The 17841-nt window shown below is 40.4% G+C and carries 20 protein-coding genes (1 of these 20 running past the window's edge); 16 read left to right on the forward strand and 4 right to left on the reverse strand.

Annotated features, from left to right (window positions below; translation table 11 throughout):
• Positions 1–144: 144 nt before the first annotated feature.
• On the forward strand, positions 145–2304 hold the full coding sequence (locus tag ACQV1I_RS02200; RefSeq protein WP_094701756.1) for a Tex family protein: 2160 nt from the start codon (positions 145–147) through the stop codon (positions 2302–2304).
• Between the two features lie 75 nt (positions 2305–2379).
• Here the strand turns inward: ACQV1I_RS02200 and cmpA are convergent, their stop codons facing one another.
• Positions 2380–2505, reverse strand: a complete 126-nt coding sequence (gene cmpA, locus ACQV1I_RS02205; RefSeq protein WP_003333532.1) for a cortex morphogenetic protein CmpA — start codon at positions 2503–2505, stop codon at positions 2380–2382.
• Between the two features lie 115 nt (positions 2506–2620).
• Positions 2621–2956 carry a hypothetical protein gene (locus tag ACQV1I_RS02210; RefSeq protein WP_018673802.1) on the reverse strand — a complete coding sequence of 112 codons (336 nt, stop codon included), beginning with the start codon at positions 2954–2956 and terminating at the stop codon, positions 2621–2623.
• 120 nt (positions 2957–3076) lie between these two features.
• On the opposite strand from ACQV1I_RS02210, the gene ACQV1I_RS02215 reads away from it, so the two are divergent.
• From ACQV1I_RS02215 to ACQV1I_RS02240, 6 genes are all read left to right on the forward strand, one after another.
• Positions 3077–3541 carry a SprT family protein gene (locus ACQV1I_RS02215; RefSeq protein ID WP_116335288.1) on the forward strand — a complete coding sequence of 155 codons (465 nt, stop codon included), beginning with the start codon at positions 3077–3079 and terminating at the stop codon, positions 3539–3541.
• Between the two features lie 65 nt (positions 3542–3606).
• Complete coding sequence (tsaE, locus tag ACQV1I_RS02220) at positions 3607–4077, forward strand: tRNA (adenosine(37)-N6)-threonylcarbamoyltransferase complex ATPase subunit type 1 TsaE (protein ID WP_116335289.1); 471 nt, start codon at positions 3607–3609, stop codon at positions 4075–4077.
• A complete protein-coding gene (gene tsaB / locus ACQV1I_RS02225) occupies positions 4058–4771 on the forward strand; it encodes a tRNA (adenosine(37)-N6)-threonylcarbamoyltransferase complex dimerization subunit type 1 TsaB (RefSeq protein WP_094701754.1) in 714 nt (237 codons plus the stop codon). The genes tsaE and tsaB overlap by 20 nt, the downstream gene beginning before the upstream one ends.
• Before the next feature lie 9 nt (positions 4772–4780).
• Positions 4781–5251 (forward strand): ribosomal protein S18-alanine N-acetyltransferase, encoded by a 471-nt coding sequence (gene rimI / locus ACQV1I_RS02230; protein WP_094701753.1) that lies wholly within the window; start codon positions 4781–4783, stop codon positions 5249–5251.
• Between the two features lie 16 nt (positions 5252–5267).
• The gene (gene tsaD, locus ACQV1I_RS02235) at positions 5268–6326 is read left to right on the forward strand and encodes a tRNA (adenosine(37)-N6)-threonylcarbamoyltransferase complex transferase subunit TsaD (RefSeq protein WP_201747452.1); all 1059 of its coding nucleotides are present in this window, start codon (positions 5268–5270) and stop codon (positions 6324–6326) included.
• Positions 6327–6652: 326 nt separating this feature from the next.
• Positions 6653–9010 carry a hypothetical protein gene (locus ACQV1I_RS02240; protein WP_116335291.1) on the forward strand — a complete coding sequence of 786 codons (2358 nt, stop codon included), beginning with the start codon at positions 6653–6655 and terminating at the stop codon, positions 9008–9010.
• On the opposite strand, the gene ACQV1I_RS02245 is transcribed toward ACQV1I_RS02240, so the two are convergent.
• Positions 9007–10941, reverse strand: coding sequence for an ABC-F family ATP-binding cassette domain-containing protein (locus tag ACQV1I_RS02245; protein ID WP_116335292.1), 1935 nt, complete (start codon positions 10939–10941; stop codon positions 9007–9009). The genes ACQV1I_RS02240 and ACQV1I_RS02245 overlap by 4 nt on opposite strands.
• Before the next feature lie 110 nt (positions 10942–11051).
• Here ACQV1I_RS02245 and ACQV1I_RS02250 point away from each other — a divergent pair, with 110 nt between their 5' ends.
• The 7 genes from ACQV1I_RS02250 (at position 11052) to ACQV1I_RS02280 (ending at position 15901) form a co-directional block, all read left to right on the forward strand.
• Complete coding sequence (locus tag ACQV1I_RS02250) at positions 11052–11621, forward strand: 5-formyltetrahydrofolate cyclo-ligase (protein WP_094701749.1); 570 nt, start codon at positions 11052–11054, stop codon at positions 11619–11621.
• An 84-nt stretch (positions 11622–11705) separates the two neighbouring features.
• Positions 11706–12221 carry a MogA/MoaB family molybdenum cofactor biosynthesis protein gene (locus ACQV1I_RS02255; protein ID WP_018673793.1) on the forward strand — a complete coding sequence of 172 codons (516 nt, stop codon included), beginning with the start codon at positions 11706–11708 and terminating at the stop codon, positions 12219–12221.
• Positions 12215–13216, forward strand: coding sequence for a molybdopterin-binding protein (locus ACQV1I_RS02260; protein ID WP_116335293.1), 1002 nt, complete (start codon positions 12215–12217; stop codon positions 13214–13216). Before ACQV1I_RS02255 ends, ACQV1I_RS02260 begins: the two co-directional genes overlap by 7 nt.
• Before the next feature lie 26 nt (positions 13217–13242).
• A complete protein-coding gene (locus ACQV1I_RS02265) occupies positions 13243–13611 on the forward strand; it encodes a twin-arginine translocase TatA/TatE family subunit (RefSeq protein WP_094701747.1) in 369 nt (122 codons plus the stop codon).
• Positions 13612–13635: 24 nt separating this feature from the next.
• Positions 13636–14427 (forward strand): twin-arginine translocase subunit TatC, encoded by a 792-nt coding sequence (gene tatC / locus ACQV1I_RS02270; protein ID WP_116335294.1) that lies wholly within the window; start codon positions 13636–13638, stop codon positions 14425–14427.
• A 118-nt stretch (positions 14428–14545) separates the two neighbouring features.
• Positions 14546–15202: a Bax inhibitor-1/YccA family protein gene (locus ACQV1I_RS02275; RefSeq protein WP_094701745.1), complete on the forward strand. Its 657-nt coding sequence runs from the start codon at positions 14546–14548 to the stop codon at positions 15200–15202.
• Between the two features lie 159 nt (positions 15203–15361).
• A complete protein-coding gene (locus ACQV1I_RS02280) occupies positions 15362–15901 on the forward strand; it encodes a hypothetical protein (RefSeq protein ID WP_116335295.1) in 540 nt (179 codons plus the stop codon).
• Position 15902: 1 nt separating this feature from the next.
• On the opposite strand, the gene ACQV1I_RS02285 is transcribed toward ACQV1I_RS02280, so the two are convergent.
• Positions 15903–17177 (reverse strand): CAP domain-containing protein, encoded by a 1275-nt coding sequence (locus ACQV1I_RS02285; protein ID WP_116335296.1) that lies wholly within the window; start codon positions 17175–17177, stop codon positions 15903–15905.
• A gap of 320 nt (positions 17178–17497) precedes the next feature.
• Between ACQV1I_RS02285 and groES the strand changes: the two genes are divergently transcribed.
• Both groES and groL read left to right on the forward strand, forming a co-directional pair.
• Positions 17498–17779, forward strand: coding sequence for a co-chaperone GroES (groES, locus tag ACQV1I_RS02290; protein WP_003333513.1), 282 nt, complete (start codon positions 17498–17500; stop codon positions 17777–17779).
• 60 nt (positions 17780–17839) lie between these two features.
• A protein-coding gene (gene groL / locus ACQV1I_RS02295) for a chaperonin GroEL (protein ID WP_094701742.1) crosses the window boundary here: on the forward strand, positions 17840–17841 show a 2-nt sliver of it. It continues 1633 nt past the right edge of the window; only 2 of the gene's 1635 nt are visible here; its start codon straddles the right edge of the window (only 2 of its three bases are visible, at positions 17840–17841); its stop codon lies off the right edge, out of view.

Genomic DNA, 17841 nt, shown 5'->3' on the forward strand with positions numbered 1-17841 from the left:
TTATGACAACGCAGAGCTTTGTAAAACTACGAGAAACCCTGTGAGCCAATCTAGGTGAACTTGTAAACGAAACCTCAGGGGGCTATCATACTAGATAGATGTAAAAAGATTGAGAACTTCTGTAAACCTTGGGAGGATAGGTACATGGATGTTAAACAGATGGCTGCCACCCTTGCACGAGAACTAGGTGTAGGTGTTCAGCAGGTTGTACAAACAATAACCTTACTGGATGAAGGGAATACCGTTCCATTTATTTCTCGCTATAGGAAAGAAATGACTGGTCAATTAGACGAAACACAAATACGGGATATTGAAGAGCGTGTACGTTATTTACGAAATTTAGTTGCCCGAAAAGAAGAGGTTCTTCGTTTAATTGAAGAACAAGGAAAGCTAACAGAAGAATTATCAATCGCTATTCAAAAGGCCACCAAACTTCAGGAGGTGGAGGATCTTTATCGTCCCTATAAGCAAAAGCGTCGTACACGTGCTACGATTGCCAAAGAAAGGGGATTGGAGCCTCTTGCCACTTACCTACTTTCCTTACCACAGACAGGTGATCTTTCCTCAGAAGCTAGTCGCTATTTAGACAGTGAAAAAGGCGTTGAAACCGTAGAAGATGCCCTGCAAGGTGCAATGGATATTATTGCTGAACAAATCTCCGATGATGCAGAGTATCGTAAATGGATTCGTGAAAAAACATTCATGAAAGCTGTCTTACTTACGGAGCAAAAGGAAAAAGAAGAAGACGGAAAAAATGTTTACGAAATGTATTATAGCTATTCAGAGCCTGTCAAAAAAGTAGTTCCTCATCGCATTCTTGCCATCAATCGTGGTGAAAAAGAAGGAATTTTAAAAGTTTCATTAGAAGCACCTGTGGAAGATATAACTGCATTTCTCCAGAGAAAAATACTTACTCAGAAGACAATTGTTGAGGATTTAATAAAGCAAACAATCGAGGATAGCTACAAGCGTTTAATTGCTCCTTCAATTGAACGTGAAGTAAGAAACGAATTGACAGAGGTAGCTGAAGAGAGAGCAATTCACATCTTTGCTGAGAATCTACGCAATTTGTTGCTCCAGTCTCCGTTTAAAGGAAAAGTGGTACTAGGTGTTGATCCTGCTTTTCGAACAGGCTGTAAGCTTGCTGTTGTGGATGATACGGGTAAAAAACTATACATAAATGTTATTTATCCAACTCCACCAGTAAACAAAGTCAAAGAAGCTAGCGAAACAGTGGAAAAAGTTATTAAAGAATATCAAGTAGATGTAGTGGCAATCGGGAATGGTACAGCTTCAAGGGAGACAGAGCAGTTTATTGCTGACGTACTAAAAGAAGTGAAGCGAGATGTCTCCTATATCATTGTGAATGAAGCAGGAGCCTCTGTGTATTCGGCATCAGCGTTAGCCAAAGAAGAATTTCCTGATTTGGATGTAGCAGAAAGAAGTGCTATCTCTATTGCTCGTCGTTTACAAGATCCGCTGGCTGAATTGGTAAAAATCGATCCAAAATCAGTAGGTGTTGGACAATATCAGCATGATGTATCCCAAACTCGTTTAGCAGAGAGTCTTGAATTCGTTGTGTCGTCGGCAGTTAATCACGTCGGAGTGGATGTGAATACAGCTTCCGCTTCTTTGCTTCAATATGTATCCGGTGTAAACAAGCAAGTAGCATCAAATATTGTGAAGCTACGTGAAGAGAATGGAAAGTTTAAAAACCGATCCCAATTAAAAAAGGTACCGCGATTAGGGGCTAAAACCTATGAGCAATGCATCGGCTTCTTACGTGTTATGGACGGAGAGAATTCTCTTGATCGTACTCCTATTCATCCAGAGTCATACGAGGTTACGTATAAGCTATTAAAACACTTACAAATCCAGCCTGAGGAAATTGGCAGTGAAGCTTGTAAGAAACAGGTAATGAATATGTCATTACCACAAATGGCAGCAGAGCTTGAGATAGGTGAACCGACGCTACAAGATATTGTGGATAGCCTTTTGCGTCCAGGCCGTGATCCGCGCGATGAGCTACCAAAGCCACTTTTGAGTAAAGATGTTTTGAAATTAACGGATCTTAGCAAGGGTATGAAGATGCAGGGTACGATTCGTAATGTGGTCGACTTTGGTGCATTTGTTGATATCGGACTAAAAAATGATGGGCTTATTCATATTTCACAATTGAAAAAGGGCTTCGTAAAACATCCTCTTGATGTTGTAGGCGTTGGAGATATCGTTGATGTCTGGGTGATGGATGTTGATGAGAAACGTCAGCGTGTTGGTATGACCATGATTTCTCCAGCAGAATAGCACAAAACAATATTTTGTAAGCAAATTGATTTTTTTGAAATATTTTGCGTTCTCTACTCGGACAAAAAAGCCGTCCTATTCTTCAGGGCGGCTACTTTGTTTTTCTAAATATAGAAACCAACAGCTGTTTAGCAATCGAATTTGTCTTACATCCTTCCCAAAGAAGGCGCGTTGTAGCTGTTTACGCATCCATTGTGGCATAAAAAATACCTCCTGCGCTTTCTTACTCGCATTGTATGCAGGAAGAAAGGCAGAGGTACTTTGTCTGTGTAGGTAATAACCTAATTCTATGTCTGAGTATGGTGTAGAATTAGTTCTATTCGTCTTCTGCTAAACCTTCTAGTTGTGCTTGTAGAGCACGAATTTCGGTTAATAATGAACGGAGTGGGTATTCTGTTTCATTCAGACAGGAAAAGCTGGACTCTAACTCATTCAAATAGGAGAGACCGTCTACGATCTTTAGTTCCTGTGTAAGGAGTTCCAGTTCACTACATTCGCTTAGCATATTTGGTAATTCTGGTCTAGTGACTACGGTTAATTTGTTATGTTCTTTTTGCAGTCGTTTAAGCAGGGCTAAAAGCTGATACATATGTGATGACGGCATTTGTACAAAAAAAAGCCCACTCTTCTTTTGTAAAAGTAGATAACGCATAGGAGCCTCCATCTTTAAATTGACTTGCGTTCATGCACAAGTGTAGCGTATCCTTCAAGAAGAATTCAAGAGATTTTGTTATAGTAAGTACAGTCGGAAAAGACTTAGGGGGAGACGTGTGTGAACGACAAGGAATTGCAAAAACTAGTTGAAGAGATATCTGTACATGATTTTGCCAAACCGTTTCGTCACAATGCTCGTTTTAACTCCCGTTTGCGCACGACTGGTGGTAGATATTTGTTACGCACTCATGATCTTGAGTTTAATCCCCTTCATCTTCAAGAGCATGGTGAGGAAGAATTGATTGGTATAATTAAGCATGAACTATGCCATTATCACCTTCATCTGGAAGGAAAGGGCTATCGACATCGTGATCAGGATTTCATTCAATTATTACAACAGGTAGGCGGAGCAAGATATTGCTCCAGACTTAACGGACAAAAAATCGTGCTACCATATCGCTATCAATTAATCTGCACGGATTGTGGATTCTTGTATAAAAGAAAGAAAAATATTAATCCAGCTCGCTATGTTTGTGGCAGATGTCGTGGTAAATTACGAATCGAGCCTTTGTCACAGGGGTAGGAGCGCGCCTTTACATGCCATTTTCGACAAGGCTATAATAAAAAGAATGGAGGAATGGCAAGGCAATGACGTATGAATTTGAGTTTACTAGTCAGCAAGCAACTCAAGAATTTGCAGAAAAACTAGCTCAGTTGTTGATGTCAGGAGATTTCTTGGCGTTGGAAGGGAATTTGGGAGCTGGTAAAACTACGTTTACACAAGGACTAGCACGGGGGCTCGGGGTGAAACGTGTGGTGAATAGCCCAACCTTTACAATTATAAAAGAGTATGCTGGACGTTTGCCACTTTATCATATGGATGTATACCGGGTCGCCGATCAGGTGGATGATTTAGGTCTTGATGAGTATTTTTATGGAGATGGTGTTTGTGTGGTAGAATGGGCCTCTTTGATTCCTGATCATGTACCAGAGGATCGAATGACGATTCATTTGCTTCAACAAGGAGAGAATGTTCGCCTATGCCGACTTGAGGTAATAGGAAAACGAAGTGAACAGGTAGGTAAGGAGATTGATCAACATGTGCGTGCTGGCAATTGATACTTCCAATCTCGTGCTTAGCGTCGCTGTGGTCGATGATTCACGAGTACTAGGGGAGTGGACGAGTAATCTAAATAAAAATCATTCCGTCACCCTAATGGACGGGATTTCCATGTTACTAGATGAGCTGAATATTGACCCGGTAGCATTGACAGGAATTGCTGTAGCTAAGGGGCCTGGTTCCTACACAGGTGTTCGAATTGGGGTAGCCACAGCGAAAAGCATGGCCTGGTCTCTCGGGATTCCTGTTATTGGTATTTCTAGTTTAGAAGCAGTTGGAATGAATGCTCTGACTTTTACAGGTGGAATTGTCCCGCTATTTGATGCAAGGCGAGGTCAGGTATATACAGGCCTGTATCGAAGCAAAGACTGTCAGACGCTAGACGTTTTGCTTCATGAGCGAATTATATTGCTTACAGATTGGTTGGACATGCTTCAACAAGAAACAGATGGTGAGCCATTGTTATTTTTAGGAGAAGATTTGGACAAACATCGTGAAGTCATTATAAATGTGCTAGGGAAAAAGGCGATGTTTGCAACTCCTGCCCTGAATCATCCAAGAGCAGCACACTTAGCATGGAGGGGGCTTCAACAGTTGCAGGAAGGAAATGGCATTCATGCACATGACTTAGTACCTGAGTATCTACAATTGGCGGAAGCGGAAGCCAAATGGATAGCGAAACAGGAAAAGTAGGGATATTACATGAGTGAGACACTATTAAAACAGATCGAATTTCGTTACATGACATTAGACGATGTAGAAAGAATTGCTGAGCTAGAGCGTATCTGTTTTCCAACTCCCTGGCCGTTAGAAGCTTTTATTAATGAACTAACCATTAATCCGAATGCAAAGTATATAGTAGCTACACTAGAGGGACAAGTTATAGGATATTGTGGCATGTGGCTGATTATTGATGAGGCTCATATCACAAATATTTGTATTCATCCTGATGTGCGTGGTCAGAGGGTAGGATTACGGCTCATGAAACAGGTGATGGCACTGGCAATGGTTTTGGGCGGCGAAAAAATGACCTTGGAAGTGCGCCCGTCTAATGAAATAGCTCGGAACTTATACACAAAATTAGGCTTTGAAGAACATGGAAGACGGAAACGATATTATTCCGATAATAACGAAGATGCCATTATTATGTGGGTGAATTTACGTGAAGAGTAATCAACAATCTCGCTATATGAAGCGGGTACAACAACGCTATGAACAACAAATAAAATCGAATGGACCAGTCTATATTTTAGGGATTGAGACGAGTTGCGATGAAACATCGGCATCCGTTATTGAGAACGGTACTACAATTTTATCCAACGTGATTGCTTCTCAAGCTGATATCCACAAACGCTTTGGGGGTGTAGTACCTGAGGTTGCTTCTCGAAGACACGTGGAAAATATTACGGTAACTATAGAGGAAGCACTTGAACTTGCTAATAAAAACTGGGACGATATCTCTGCTATCGCAGTGACGTATGGTCCAGGATTAGTTGGGGCGCTTCTAGTCGGCGTAGCAGCTGCCAAAGCCATTTCCTTTGCAAAAGGAATCCCGCTTATAGGGGTTCATCATATTGCGGGACATATTTATGCGAATCGGTTGGTGGAGGAAATGCAGTTCCCACTGATCAGTCTAGTTGTTTCAGGTGGACATACGGAGTTAATCTATATGAAAGAACATGGACATTTTGAGATTTTAGGTGAAACCCGTGATGATGCGGCTGGAGAAGCTTATGATAAGGTAGCTCGTTCATTAGAATTGCCTTATCCAGGAGGACCGCATATTGATCGACTTGCTCATGAAGGTGAACCAAGTATTAGCCTACCAAGAGCTTGGCTAGAGAAGGATTCATATGATTTTAGCTTCAGTGGCTTGAAATCAGCTGTATTAAACACACTTCATAATGCAAAACAACGTGGAGAAGAAATTCCAGCTGTCAATCTAGCAGCAAGCTTCCAAACTTCAGTAGTTGAGGTTTTAGTAGAAAAGACTATTCGAGCCGCAAAAGAGTATCAAGCCAAACAAATATTATTAGCTGGTGGTGTAGCAGCAAATAAAGGCTTACGATCGGCATTAAGCGAGCGATGTGCGAAGGAAGGGCTGTCTCTAACTATTCCGCCACTTATTCTTTGCACAGATAATGCTGCTATGATAGCGGCAGCCGGATTTGTCTCGTACCAACATGGAAAATTTGCTGATCTTGATTTAAATGGTGTTCCTGGATTAGAGTTAACCAACCCTTTTTAGTGTATAGCTAAAAAGGTTTTTTTTTGTCTAACTATCCCATAAAAGGAATTTGTCTAGTGGAGATGGGAAAGCTACTAGGGATTGGTGATAATCAAATTAACTTATAAACAATATCCACAATTATTTTTTAACAAATGTAATAAACCTGTTAGTATCTTTGTGGATAATGTGGATAACAATGAGCTTCAATCAATAAATCTTTTGTTTATGGTTTTTTTTCTGTTGAAAAGGCTGTTTTAACTGTGGATAAGTCTGTTGAAAAAATGCATATAACATTATTCTACATAATAAATCAGCTTATTGTTATTAACAGGAGGAATACCTTTATGAAAAAACAGTTGCTTCAGTGGATACTTATTTTTGTTGTATTAATTGAGATAAGCTTACCAAAAGAGGCATTTGCCGTTTCTTCGCATTCAACACCCCCATTCCTAACAACAATATCCACCTCTATAAAAAATCGACAAGTAATTATTCTCGCTGTGGATATGCTTTCTTTTGGAGATCTTCAAGAGCTGAGGTATCGTCAACCTCTTGCTGGTCATATGCATAAGGCGGGCTATGCAGCATTAACGATGCGAACTGCGGGACCAAGGACAGCAGCCAATGGATATCTACTGATGGGAAGTGGAGGGCAGGCTCAATACACAGAAGCTAGTGAAACGTTGTACCAGTATAATGAATCTACAGGAAATGGTGAAACAGCAGAACAGCGGATGAGTCATCTCACTAGTCCACTTACGATTAACAAGAAAAGTGCTCTCTTATACCCTGGTATTTTCCGTTTGCAAAGAGAAAATGAAAACAAGCCGTATACAGCCAGAATTGGACTAATGGGAGATGGAATTGAACGTGCTGACCGTACGGTAGCTTTTTATGGAAATGCAGATCTCGGTGAAAAGAAACAACGGCATGCCGCGTTACTGGGGGTTACTTCCACTGGAGAGATCAGGAGGGGGATTGTCTCCTCCGATATGCTACTTGAAAAGGACTTCCGTTATCCCTACGGGGTGCGTACAAAGAAAGATTTTGTTTTACAACGGATTGCAGGTGATCGAACTTCAAGTCTAATCATTTGGCAATATGGGGATTTGGCGAGGTTATATAGGCAAATGCCTGAGATGTCACCCATGCATTTTAAACAGATCCATCGTCAAATTATTGCTGATTTAGCAAAGGTGACAGGTCAGATTATTGCTAAACTACAACCAGGACAAATGTTTCTACTACTGTCCGCTGATGCTAATCCTATTGCTATTAAAGAAAAAAGTATATTGACCCCATTTCTCATGTGGACATATTCAGGAGAAAAAACAGGTGAGTTAACATCCATAACCACACGTCAGCCAGGACTAGTGAGTGGGTTGGATCTTTTACCCACCGTATACCATTGGATTCGTTTACCTCTACCCGAACATGTAATTGGACATGTCATTCATACCACAATGAATCCAATCCCATTCGTTTCCTCGACAGAAGCGAGTCATGTGAAAGACAATCAATCGGATTGGAGGATTTCATCTTTTTTTCAAAAGATAGAACGCATTCATCGCATATATGCGAACAGACCGAGTATTATTTATAGTTTCGTGATACTTCAGTTGGCTAGTTTGTTGATGGGACTTTTATTATGGTATAGATATCAGTGTCAACATAGAACTGTTTCATTGCCCATGCGTAAATTTGTAAGGTTTCTGCTTACCACATTGCTATTATTTCCGTTTCTGCTTTTACTTGAGCCTCTAGTGGATATCTCTTTACCGGTCTTTGCTACGCTTTCACTGTTAGTGATAGTAGCTGGGGTAATGGCCTACTGGTTGTGTCAGCTTTCATTATCAACTAGTTTTTTTCTGATAGGGGCAATTACAACTATTGGATTATTAACTGATGGATTTACGGGAGCTCACTTGATGAGGCGCTCTTTCCTCGGGTATGACCCGGTCATTGGAGCGAGATTTTATGGAATGGGCAACGAATATGAGGGTGTATTGATTGGAGCTAGCCTGCTTTTTTTTGCTACGTATTATCAGTGGGAACAAGAACGGGAAAGGAAGCAAATAAAAGGAGAACAGACCAACCTGTCTCTAATAGGATTGGTTTTGATTGTAGTAAGCATGAGTATTATTCTATGGTATTTGGCCTCTCCTCAATATGGCACGAATGCAGGGGGATTTTTGGCAGCTGGACTTGCGTATGTGGTTACATTACTTCGTTTTTATCAAATCCGTCTACACAAAATAAGCCTCCTCTTGGTAGGAGGAAGCTTGGTAGTTGGTATTGCGAGTTTAATAATCATTAATCTACTTTCTGTGCAACCAATGACTCATGTAGGCAAAGTTGCTCATAACATTGTAACAGGCAATTGGATAGAAGTGGGTCAGATTATTCGTCGCAAGCTGGAAATGAACCTTCGCCTAATACGTGTTTCGTTATGGAGCAAAGTGTTTTTTCTATCCCTGTTTATCATCAGTGTCATTAGCTTTTATCCACAGCAGTATATGCGTAGATTGTATACTAGTTATCCTGCATTGGTTACCGGTTTTAGCGGTATCATGGCAGGGTCCTTGGCTGGACTTTTTTTAAATGATTCAGGTATTGTATCAGCGGCCACGTCGATCGTTTTTTTTGTAAGCCCTGCACTACTCTTAACCTTACAGGAAGAAAAGGTAGCACGAAAACATTAGTCGACCGAAAGCTCTTCCCACTCAGCATACAATTGATCAATATTGATCCGAGCTTGGCTAATCAGATCATTACGTTTCTGAGCCTCAACATGATCAGAATAAACATCAGGATGACATAATTCTTCTTCCCAGGTAGCAATCTTTTCCTCGTTATCCTGAATGTTTTTTTCAATTTCTTCTAAACGACGTTGCCGTTGCCGTTCTTTTCGCTTCGCTTCTTTATCAAGCTCATAAGTGCTTTTCTCTGGAGAACTTTGTTTAGTAGCTGACGTTTTTTGATTTGTCTGCTCAACCTTTTCCTGAGCTTGCTCTACTAGCTCTTGTTTTTTATCCATATAGTAATCGTAATTACCAAGGTAGCTTGTTACCCCAGTTGGAGACATCTCTAGGACACGACTTGCCATTTTGTTTAGAAAATACCTGTCATGGGATACAAATAAAATAGTTCCGGGATAGTCATATAGAGCGTTTTCTAATACCTCTTTACTGATGATATCCAGGTGGTTAGTCGGCTCGTCAAAAATTAAGAAATTGGCTTCTTTTAGCATTAATTTAGCTAAAGAGACACGTGCACGCTCTCCACCGGACAAGTCGCCAATTCTTTTTAACACATCATCGCCACTAAATAAGAAGTTACCAAGAATGGTGCGAACCTCTTTTTCTTGCATGTGAGGATAATCATCCCATAGCTCTGCCAAAATGGTTTTGCTCATATTTAACTCACGCTGTTCCTGATCATAGTAACCAATGGTCACATTACTCCCCAGATCTACATGTCCTTGCTTGGCTGTAAGCTGACCTACAACCGTTTTCAGTAAAGTAGATTTTCCAATCCCATTTGGTCCTACTAAAGCAACGCGTTCTTCCCGTTCTAAATCAAAGGTCAACTGAGAAGAAAGAGTGACATCTTCATAGCCGATTGCGAGATTACGAACTTTGAGCACGTTATTTCCGCTCATTTTGGCAATTTCAAAGGAGAAATGAGCTGATTTGTTACCTGCAATTGGTTTATCCATCCGCTCCATCTTTTCAAGTGTTTTGCGTCTGCTTTGCGCTCGTTTGGTAGTAGATGCTCTGGCGATATTGCGCTGAACAAAATCCTCTAATTTAGCAATTTCCCCCTCTTGTTTTTCAAAACGGCGCAGTTCTTGCTCTAAGCGCAGAGCCTTTTGATCTAAATAGCGGCTATAGTTACCTACATAGCGTTGAGCCTGATGACGCTCAATTTCATAAACGATATTCACTAGCTTATCCAAAAAGTAACGGTCATGGGAAACGACTAAGATAGCGCCTTTATAATTTTGCAAATAGATCTCTAGCCAGGACAGGGTTTCAATATCCAAATAGTTCGTAGGCTCATCTAATAGCAATAAATCAGGTGACTGGAGCAGTAACTTTGCTAATGCCAGACGCGTTTTTTGACCACCACTTAATGTATAAATAGGTGTCTCATAATCCATGTCGGAAAAACGAAGACCGTGAAGTACTCCGCGAATACTAGCTTCATAGCTGTAACCGCCTTTTTCTTTAAAGGCTTCCACGCGATGTGAGTAGATCTCCATAATTTGCTGATACTTCTTTTCGTTTTCAAAGACAGCGGGATCGCCCATCATAGCTTCCATCTTACGTAGCTCTTTTTCCTCTGTTTGGAGTTGCTCAAAAACAAGTAGCATCTCTGCCCAGATGGAGTTGTTGGATTCCAGACCGCTGTTTTGGGCCAGGTAACCAATTGTTACATCCTTTGGTTTACGAAGCACTCCACTGTCATAGCTAAGTTCGCCTGCGATAATTTTCATGAGCGTAGATTTGCCGGCTCCATTTACCCCAACCAAACCGATCCGCTCTAACGTTTGTACTTGTAAAGATATATCCTGTAAAATGGTTTCAACACCATATGACTTCGTAATGTGTTCTGCTTGTAATAAAATCATAGCTTTCACCCCGAGATGTTATTCAGATCTCTATCCTAATAAGTGTACCTAAAGCAGAGGTCGGGAACAAGGGGAGCCGATCAATACGTGGGCAAATAAGGGGGCAAAGTATGAATATACAAGAGAAAAAATGCTTGAGACAAGTAATGATTAGCGAGCGAGATTTGTTGAGCAAAGAGGCATGCTTGCAAAAGTCTGCTAAGGCTACACAACATTTATGGAGTATCAGTGCTGTAAAAGATGCTCAAACAATTATGTGTTTTAGTTCGTTTGGAAGTGAAATTAATACGTGGTCTTTTATAGAAGAAGCGAGAGAAAGTCAAATAAAGGTTGCTCTTCCTCTAACAGATCGAGAACATAAAAAAATAACACCTTATACATATGAAGGTAGGAACAGCTTGAAGAAGGGAGCTTATGGTATTTGGGAACCAGATCCTCTTTATTCAACAGAGCTGAAGCTAGCAGATATAGAAGTAGTGATCGTTCCAGGTGTAGCATTTGATCAGCAAAAAGGGCGATTAGGCTATGGAGCCGGCTATTATGACCGATTTTTTGCCAGTCTGTCACATGAACCAAGACGGATTGGATTTTGCTTTGCTATGCAAGTGATAGAAAAGGTACCAATGGAGCCTTTTGATATACATTTGCATCAAATCGTCACCGAAGATGGAATTATCTGAATTTGAAACAATTTGGACATACATTACACCAATCCTAAAAAGATGGTATTGTATAATTGTGTTGGTATTGGAGGAGGGTTTAACATGTCAGGATGGAAAATAGGTATCATTACAGCTAGTGATTCAATCGCTGGTGGGGAAAGAGAGGATGATCGAATTCAGTTGGTGCGTGGGTTAGTCAAACAGCACTTGCATACGGAAAACATTATTTATCGTTGTTTGCCGGATGATATGGAAGAACTGAAGGAGCATATGATCGAATTGGTGGATCGAGAAAAATGCGATATTCTCATTACCACAGGTGGAACAGGATTGAGTCCGCGCGATGTTACACCAGAAGTAACGTCATGGGTAATTGATCGTCCAGTACCTGGCTTAGCGGAGGAGATGCGTCGCGCTGGTTTGAAGCAATCTCGCCGCGCTATGTTAACACGTGCTGTTGCAGGCACTAGGGGCAACAGTTTGATTTTCAATTTACCAGGAAACCCTAAAGGAGTCGAGGTCTGCTTTATAGCTATTGCAGACATGCTGCCGGACGCTTTGCATATTTTGCAAGGATCAGAAGAAGCCGGTGAAGACTGGGGTGGAATTGGATGGTAGAAAAGCCGAACTTTAAAGTCGTGCCTGTCCGCGAAGCGGTGGGCATGATTTTGCCTCATGATATGACGCAGATTTTACCCGGGGAGTTCAAGGGTAGGCTATTTAAAAAGGGGCATGTTATTAAAGCGGAAGACATAGAGCCACTGCTTTCCATAGGAAAAGAGCATATTTATATCATGGATATGCCTCCTGACTTTATCCATGAAGAAGAAGCAGGTCAAAGAATTGCCCAAGCTGTTGCAGGTACAGGTCTTATTTTAACGGAGCCCTACGAAGGTAAGGTTTCAATGAAAGCAAAAACAAATGGACTTTGTAAAATCAATGAGCAGGCCGTCCATGCTTTAAATGAATTAGAAGGTATAGCTCTTTCCACTATCTTAACGAATCAAGTGGTTACAGAGGGGCAGTCTGTGGCTGCTACTCGCATTATCCCTTTGATTATGAAAGAAGAAAACATTCTCGTTTTAGAACGTTTGGCTAAGCAGTTTGAAGGACCGATCGTGGATGTGCTACCGATTCCTACTCGAAGGGTCGGGGTGGTCACAACAGGAAGTGAAGTTTATCAAGGACGAATTCAAGACAAATTTGGTCCTGCTATTAGAGCTAAGGTAGAAATGCTAGGCTCTCAGGTAGTTGAACAACGTTTTGCTCCAGATGATAAAGAAATGATTCAACAAGAGATAGAGTATTTCTTAGCACAAGGAGTCGACCTGATCTGTGTAACAGGCGGTATGTCTGTTGATCCAGATGATAAGACACCTGGAGCCATTGCTGGTGTAGGTTCTGATGTTATTCGTTATGGGACGCCGATGTTACCTGGTTCCATGCTAATGATCGCATATAAAGGAAATACCCCTATTCTAGGGTTACCTGGAGCGGTGATGCATGAGCCTGTTACATCGTTTGATGTTTTTTTACCTAGAATCCTGTACGGAGAACGCATCCAAGAAAGTGATATGACACGACTTGGTTATGGTGGTTTACGGAAGTGTTAATAATCAAATGAGTGGAGTTGTTTACTATGAGTGGTATTGGAGCTTCAGGTTTTGTTATATTAATCATTTTAGCCATAATCTTTTTTGGGCCTAAAAAGCTTCCAGAATTAGGGAGAGCTATGGGTAGTACTTTGCGAGAGTTCAAAAAAGCTACAAGTGGACTTACTAATGATGATTTTGACGAGAAAAAAAATGAGAAGCCAGCTGAACAGCAGATGGTAGCAGCGACTGCTAAACCAGCTGATACAGTGGAGGCTTCCGAGCAAATCGATCGAGAAAAGTTGGAGCGTGAAATTCGTGAGCGTTTGGAACGCGAACGTCTAGAAAAGGAGATTCGCGCAAAAATCGAGCAGGAACGTAAAGAAGCGTCCTCTTCCAGCGAACCAAAAGCGTAAGAATTAAGAAGGTAGGCAGGTTGGATGAGCAAACAAAGAGATATGACTTTATGGGAACATATTGGCGAATTGCGTAATCGTCTGTTAATTGTTTTACTCGTTTTTGTTATCGGATTAGCAGTGGGACTTTACTATGCTGGGCCAGTTGTTATGTATTTACAGCAAACGCCTATGGCTAATCTTTCAATGAATACGTTAGTTTCCTTGAAACCTTCCGATGCTCTACAGGTGTACATGCAATTTGCCTTTTTGGTTTCGATGATAATAACTACACCGGTATTTTTGTTGCAACTGTGGGCATTTATTAGACCAGGTTTAAAGCCGAATGAAACAAAACTAACCCTATCATTTATTCCAGTTATTTGTCTTTTGTTTCTTGTTGGATTAGCTTTTGGATATTATGTTGTGTTCCCGATAGTAGTTCTGTTTATGACTAATATCAACGTTGAGTTGGGTACTCCAGTCATGTGGGGATTAGGCGAGTACTTCTCGTTTATGTTTAATATGATTGTACCTTTTGGATTTCTGTTTGAACTCCCGATCTTGGTGATTTTGCTAACAAGGTTGCGAATTATCAACCCAGTAAGGCTGTCTAAAATCAGAAGATATGCATATTTTATTTTAGCTTTTATTGCGATTGTGATTACACCTCCTGACTTCATGAGTGACTTTATCGTAATGATTCCATTGTTTATCTTGTATGAGATTAGTGTGTTCCTTTCTAAAATTATCTATCGTCGACAGTTGAAAGAAGATGAAGCGTGGGAACGTGAATACGGAATTTTAGAAGATCAGGCTGATTCTGAAATTAAATAGCATTATTTCAAAGAGCATAAGGTTATATTTATGCTCTTTTTGTGTAAATATAGTTGCAGAACTTGTCATGAATCGGTACGATTCTTATTAGAAGACAAATATTGGAGGTGCTTGAAGCTTGAACGAAAATTATTCGGAGCAAGTGTATAGGGAAGAGAGTAACTTTCCTAAAATTTTAAGATTGTTTGCGATTTCACTACTGGTGTCTACGATTGGTAGTGCTGTAGGTACAATGTTTGTTCCTCCAGCCTTTATCTTGCCACTTGTGGTTGTTGAATTGCTAATGCTGATCGGTGCCTTTTTTATGCGTAGAAAAGGTGTTCGAATCGGATATGGATTCTTATTTGCTTTTGTTTTCATTAGCGGGATCACACTTGGGCCAACTCTTCAATACTACGCGATGAAAAACGGAGCCGTGTTGGTTAACGCAGCTTTCTTAATCACTACGGTTATCTTTATCTCATTGGCTGGTTATGCTTATGTGTCCAAGCGCGATTTTAGTTCAATAGGCGGTTTTTTGTTTGCAGCTCTTATTGGATTGATCTTGTTACAGGTACTAAATATGTTTATTCCATTAGGAACGGGAATGCAGCTGTTAATGGCATCTGGCGGGATTGTGATTTTTAGTGGATATATCCTGTATGATGTGTCGCAGTTCAAACACGGGGTAGCAGATGATGATATCCCAATGGCGGTTATTTCCCTATACCTTGATTTTATTAACTTGTTCTTATCGTTACTCCGTCTTTTAGGTATTTTAAGTAGTGATGATTAGTTTTAATGAAATACAAGAACCCCCTTCTGATATTCTTCAGGAGGGGGTCCTTGCGTATTTAGTTGAAGTCTAACGATTTACAAATGTTTTCTCTGTATAGCTCCTTTTTCTCGGGCGAATACTATATGGACGAAATGGCTTGAAAAAGGAGTGAAATCAATGAACAAAAGAAAGTGGTTTGTAGTATCAGCTATTTTTTTATCCGTATCGGCGATGGTTGCTGGTTTTACTATGATGAAGGCAGGTGCGATTCCAGGGATATTCCCATTCTTGCATAAGGGTGAACAAGCAGCGGCAACTAATATTTCTCCTACAGGAAATGATTCAGGGGGGGCCCAGATAGCTGGAGAGAATGTAGAGCTATTTGATAGTGACCAACAAAAGGTTGTATCCCATTATTCAAATAGCACCCTCTTTCAAAAGGAAGCTCAAACGATCTTACACTCAGTGAGTGGGAGAGTCCAAGATATTAGTCCAGAGCTGGAGCATTGTTATATTTTAAAAATCCCAGTAGACCCACCAATAGAGTTATCTGTCCCGAAAGAAAAAATTAAAGATAATATCTCACGAGTTTTTGTTGTTATGCCAAAAAATGATAAACGTAAACCGTGGCTTATTCTACATAATCATCGTGAGGAAACTATATTGGCAGAGTTTACTAGAGATGTCGGTACAATCCGTGAACTCATTAAGAGATAACCTATTTGTTTGAAGAGAGTTTAACGAAGTTTTCAGTAAAGTAGTCAGAAGAGACGCCTACTCCCAGTTCTTCAAATTGTTTTTCGAGGACATTTTTACGGTGGCCTAAGCTATTTAACCAACTTTGGTATGCCTCAATGGCATCTGGGAATCCTGCGGAGATATTTTCTCCAGCCATTTGATAGGACAGACCATTTTCCTTCAGTCGATCGAATGGGGATAAGCCTGTTGTCGCGGAGATATGATCAAAATATTGATTGCGTTGCATATCGATGCTATGATTACGGGCTGTGACGGCTGCTTTTTCGTTCCAACGTAACGGTGGAATTTGATAACGATAGCGAATTACATTGGTCAAATCTAAAATCTGCCGTTCCATAGCTCGATTAATCTCCTCCTGATTTTTGGCATCAGGGATAGGGGGAGTGAAATTGGGTGCTTCCCCTGTATAAGTCCACTTTGTTTCGTAGAATCCACCTTGAAGCAGAACTAGCTTGTCTATGATACGGATACCAGTAACCTTCTGTTGATTATGTTTGTCCAAGTAAAATAAAACAGGAACATCTCCCACAAGTTGCAATGGTCGCTCTGCTCGATCATTTTTTATTTCAACAAACGTATCTTCATAAGAAAAGGTAACGCCCTCCTGTAAAGAATAACTCCTTTTTAGCATATCGTATGAAGTACCAATACGTATTTGATTGGTCAATGCTGCTTTCGGGCTATTAGAAAAGACATCTACTACCTTCCCTTTTAAAATGCCAACTTGTACATAACGATCAGGATGCTTGTTATAAATCCACCAATCATACCCAAATAAGCTGGGTTCTCGGCGATCAGGCTTACCTAATGTAGCTTCCACCTGCTGAGAACTCATATGCAAAGAGACTTCAAAAAGAGTGGGCGCAGCCGTAGTGGGCTTTGTTGAGGCTTCTTGCATTTTTTCTTTGGCAGATGAAATTTGTTTAATAGAAGGAGTAGCTATTTGTTGATTTTGTTCAAGGGGCATTTTAGCAGATGCGGTGTGTCCAGGTGTCAGCGTTGTTAGGAAGACGGCTTTAGCTGTTTCCTTCACCGTTTCAATCACACTAGTAGAAGTACCATTTGTATAATTGTTAGGTTCTGGTGTATGTAGCGTGCTTGTTTTCGTAAAAAGAGGGGAAAAGATCATTTGCATATTGGTTTTCATCTCAGGTGAGGATTGAGAGCTTGCTTGTAACAAAACAAAAAGTGAAAGTCCAAGAGCTGTAACAAGAAACCAGCTTTTCTTAGGCATGTTATTCCTCCTCGCAGTCTAGCAAATCTTTCTCTACTTTATCTATAAGTACATATTGTGCAGTATAGAACAAAAAATAGAGTTTTGTATAAAAGAAAAGAAGGAATAAGAGAGTCCCATAAGATATATATATTAAGAGACTGGATGCTTAGTTTCAGCCTTTACAGGAATTGAAGTCTTTTTGTCTGTAAAAGTGCTTGAAAATACTTGCAAAGCATTCAGTGATTTATTATTATAGGAATTGGGTGTTAGCACTCCTTAATGGTGAGTGCTAACCATTTAAGAAAAATTATGTACTATCTTTGAGGAGGGTGTTTTTTGTGTTGAAGCCATTAGGTGATCGTGTCGTACTTGAACCAATTTCTAAAGAAGAAACAACTGCTAGTGGTATCGTTTTGCCTGATACTGCAAAGGAAAAACCACAAGAAGGTCGTATTGTTGCAGTAGGTTCTGGTCGCATTGAAAACGGTGAGCGTATCGCCCTTGAAGTAAAAGAAGGCGATAAAGTAATCTTCTCTAAATATGCTGGTACAGAAGTTAAGCTGGACAACAAAGAATATTTGGTACTTCGTGAGTCCGATATTTTAGCAGTTATCGGCTAAGGTACCGTAACATAATGAGTTACCCTAAACACATATTTCAATTTGGAGGTTGAGTATTAGAT

Source organism: Brevibacillus sp. JB24b (assembly GCF_051713385.1).
GTDB lineage: Bacteria > Bacillota > Bacilli > Brevibacillales > Brevibacillaceae > Brevibacillus_B > Brevibacillus_B laterosporus.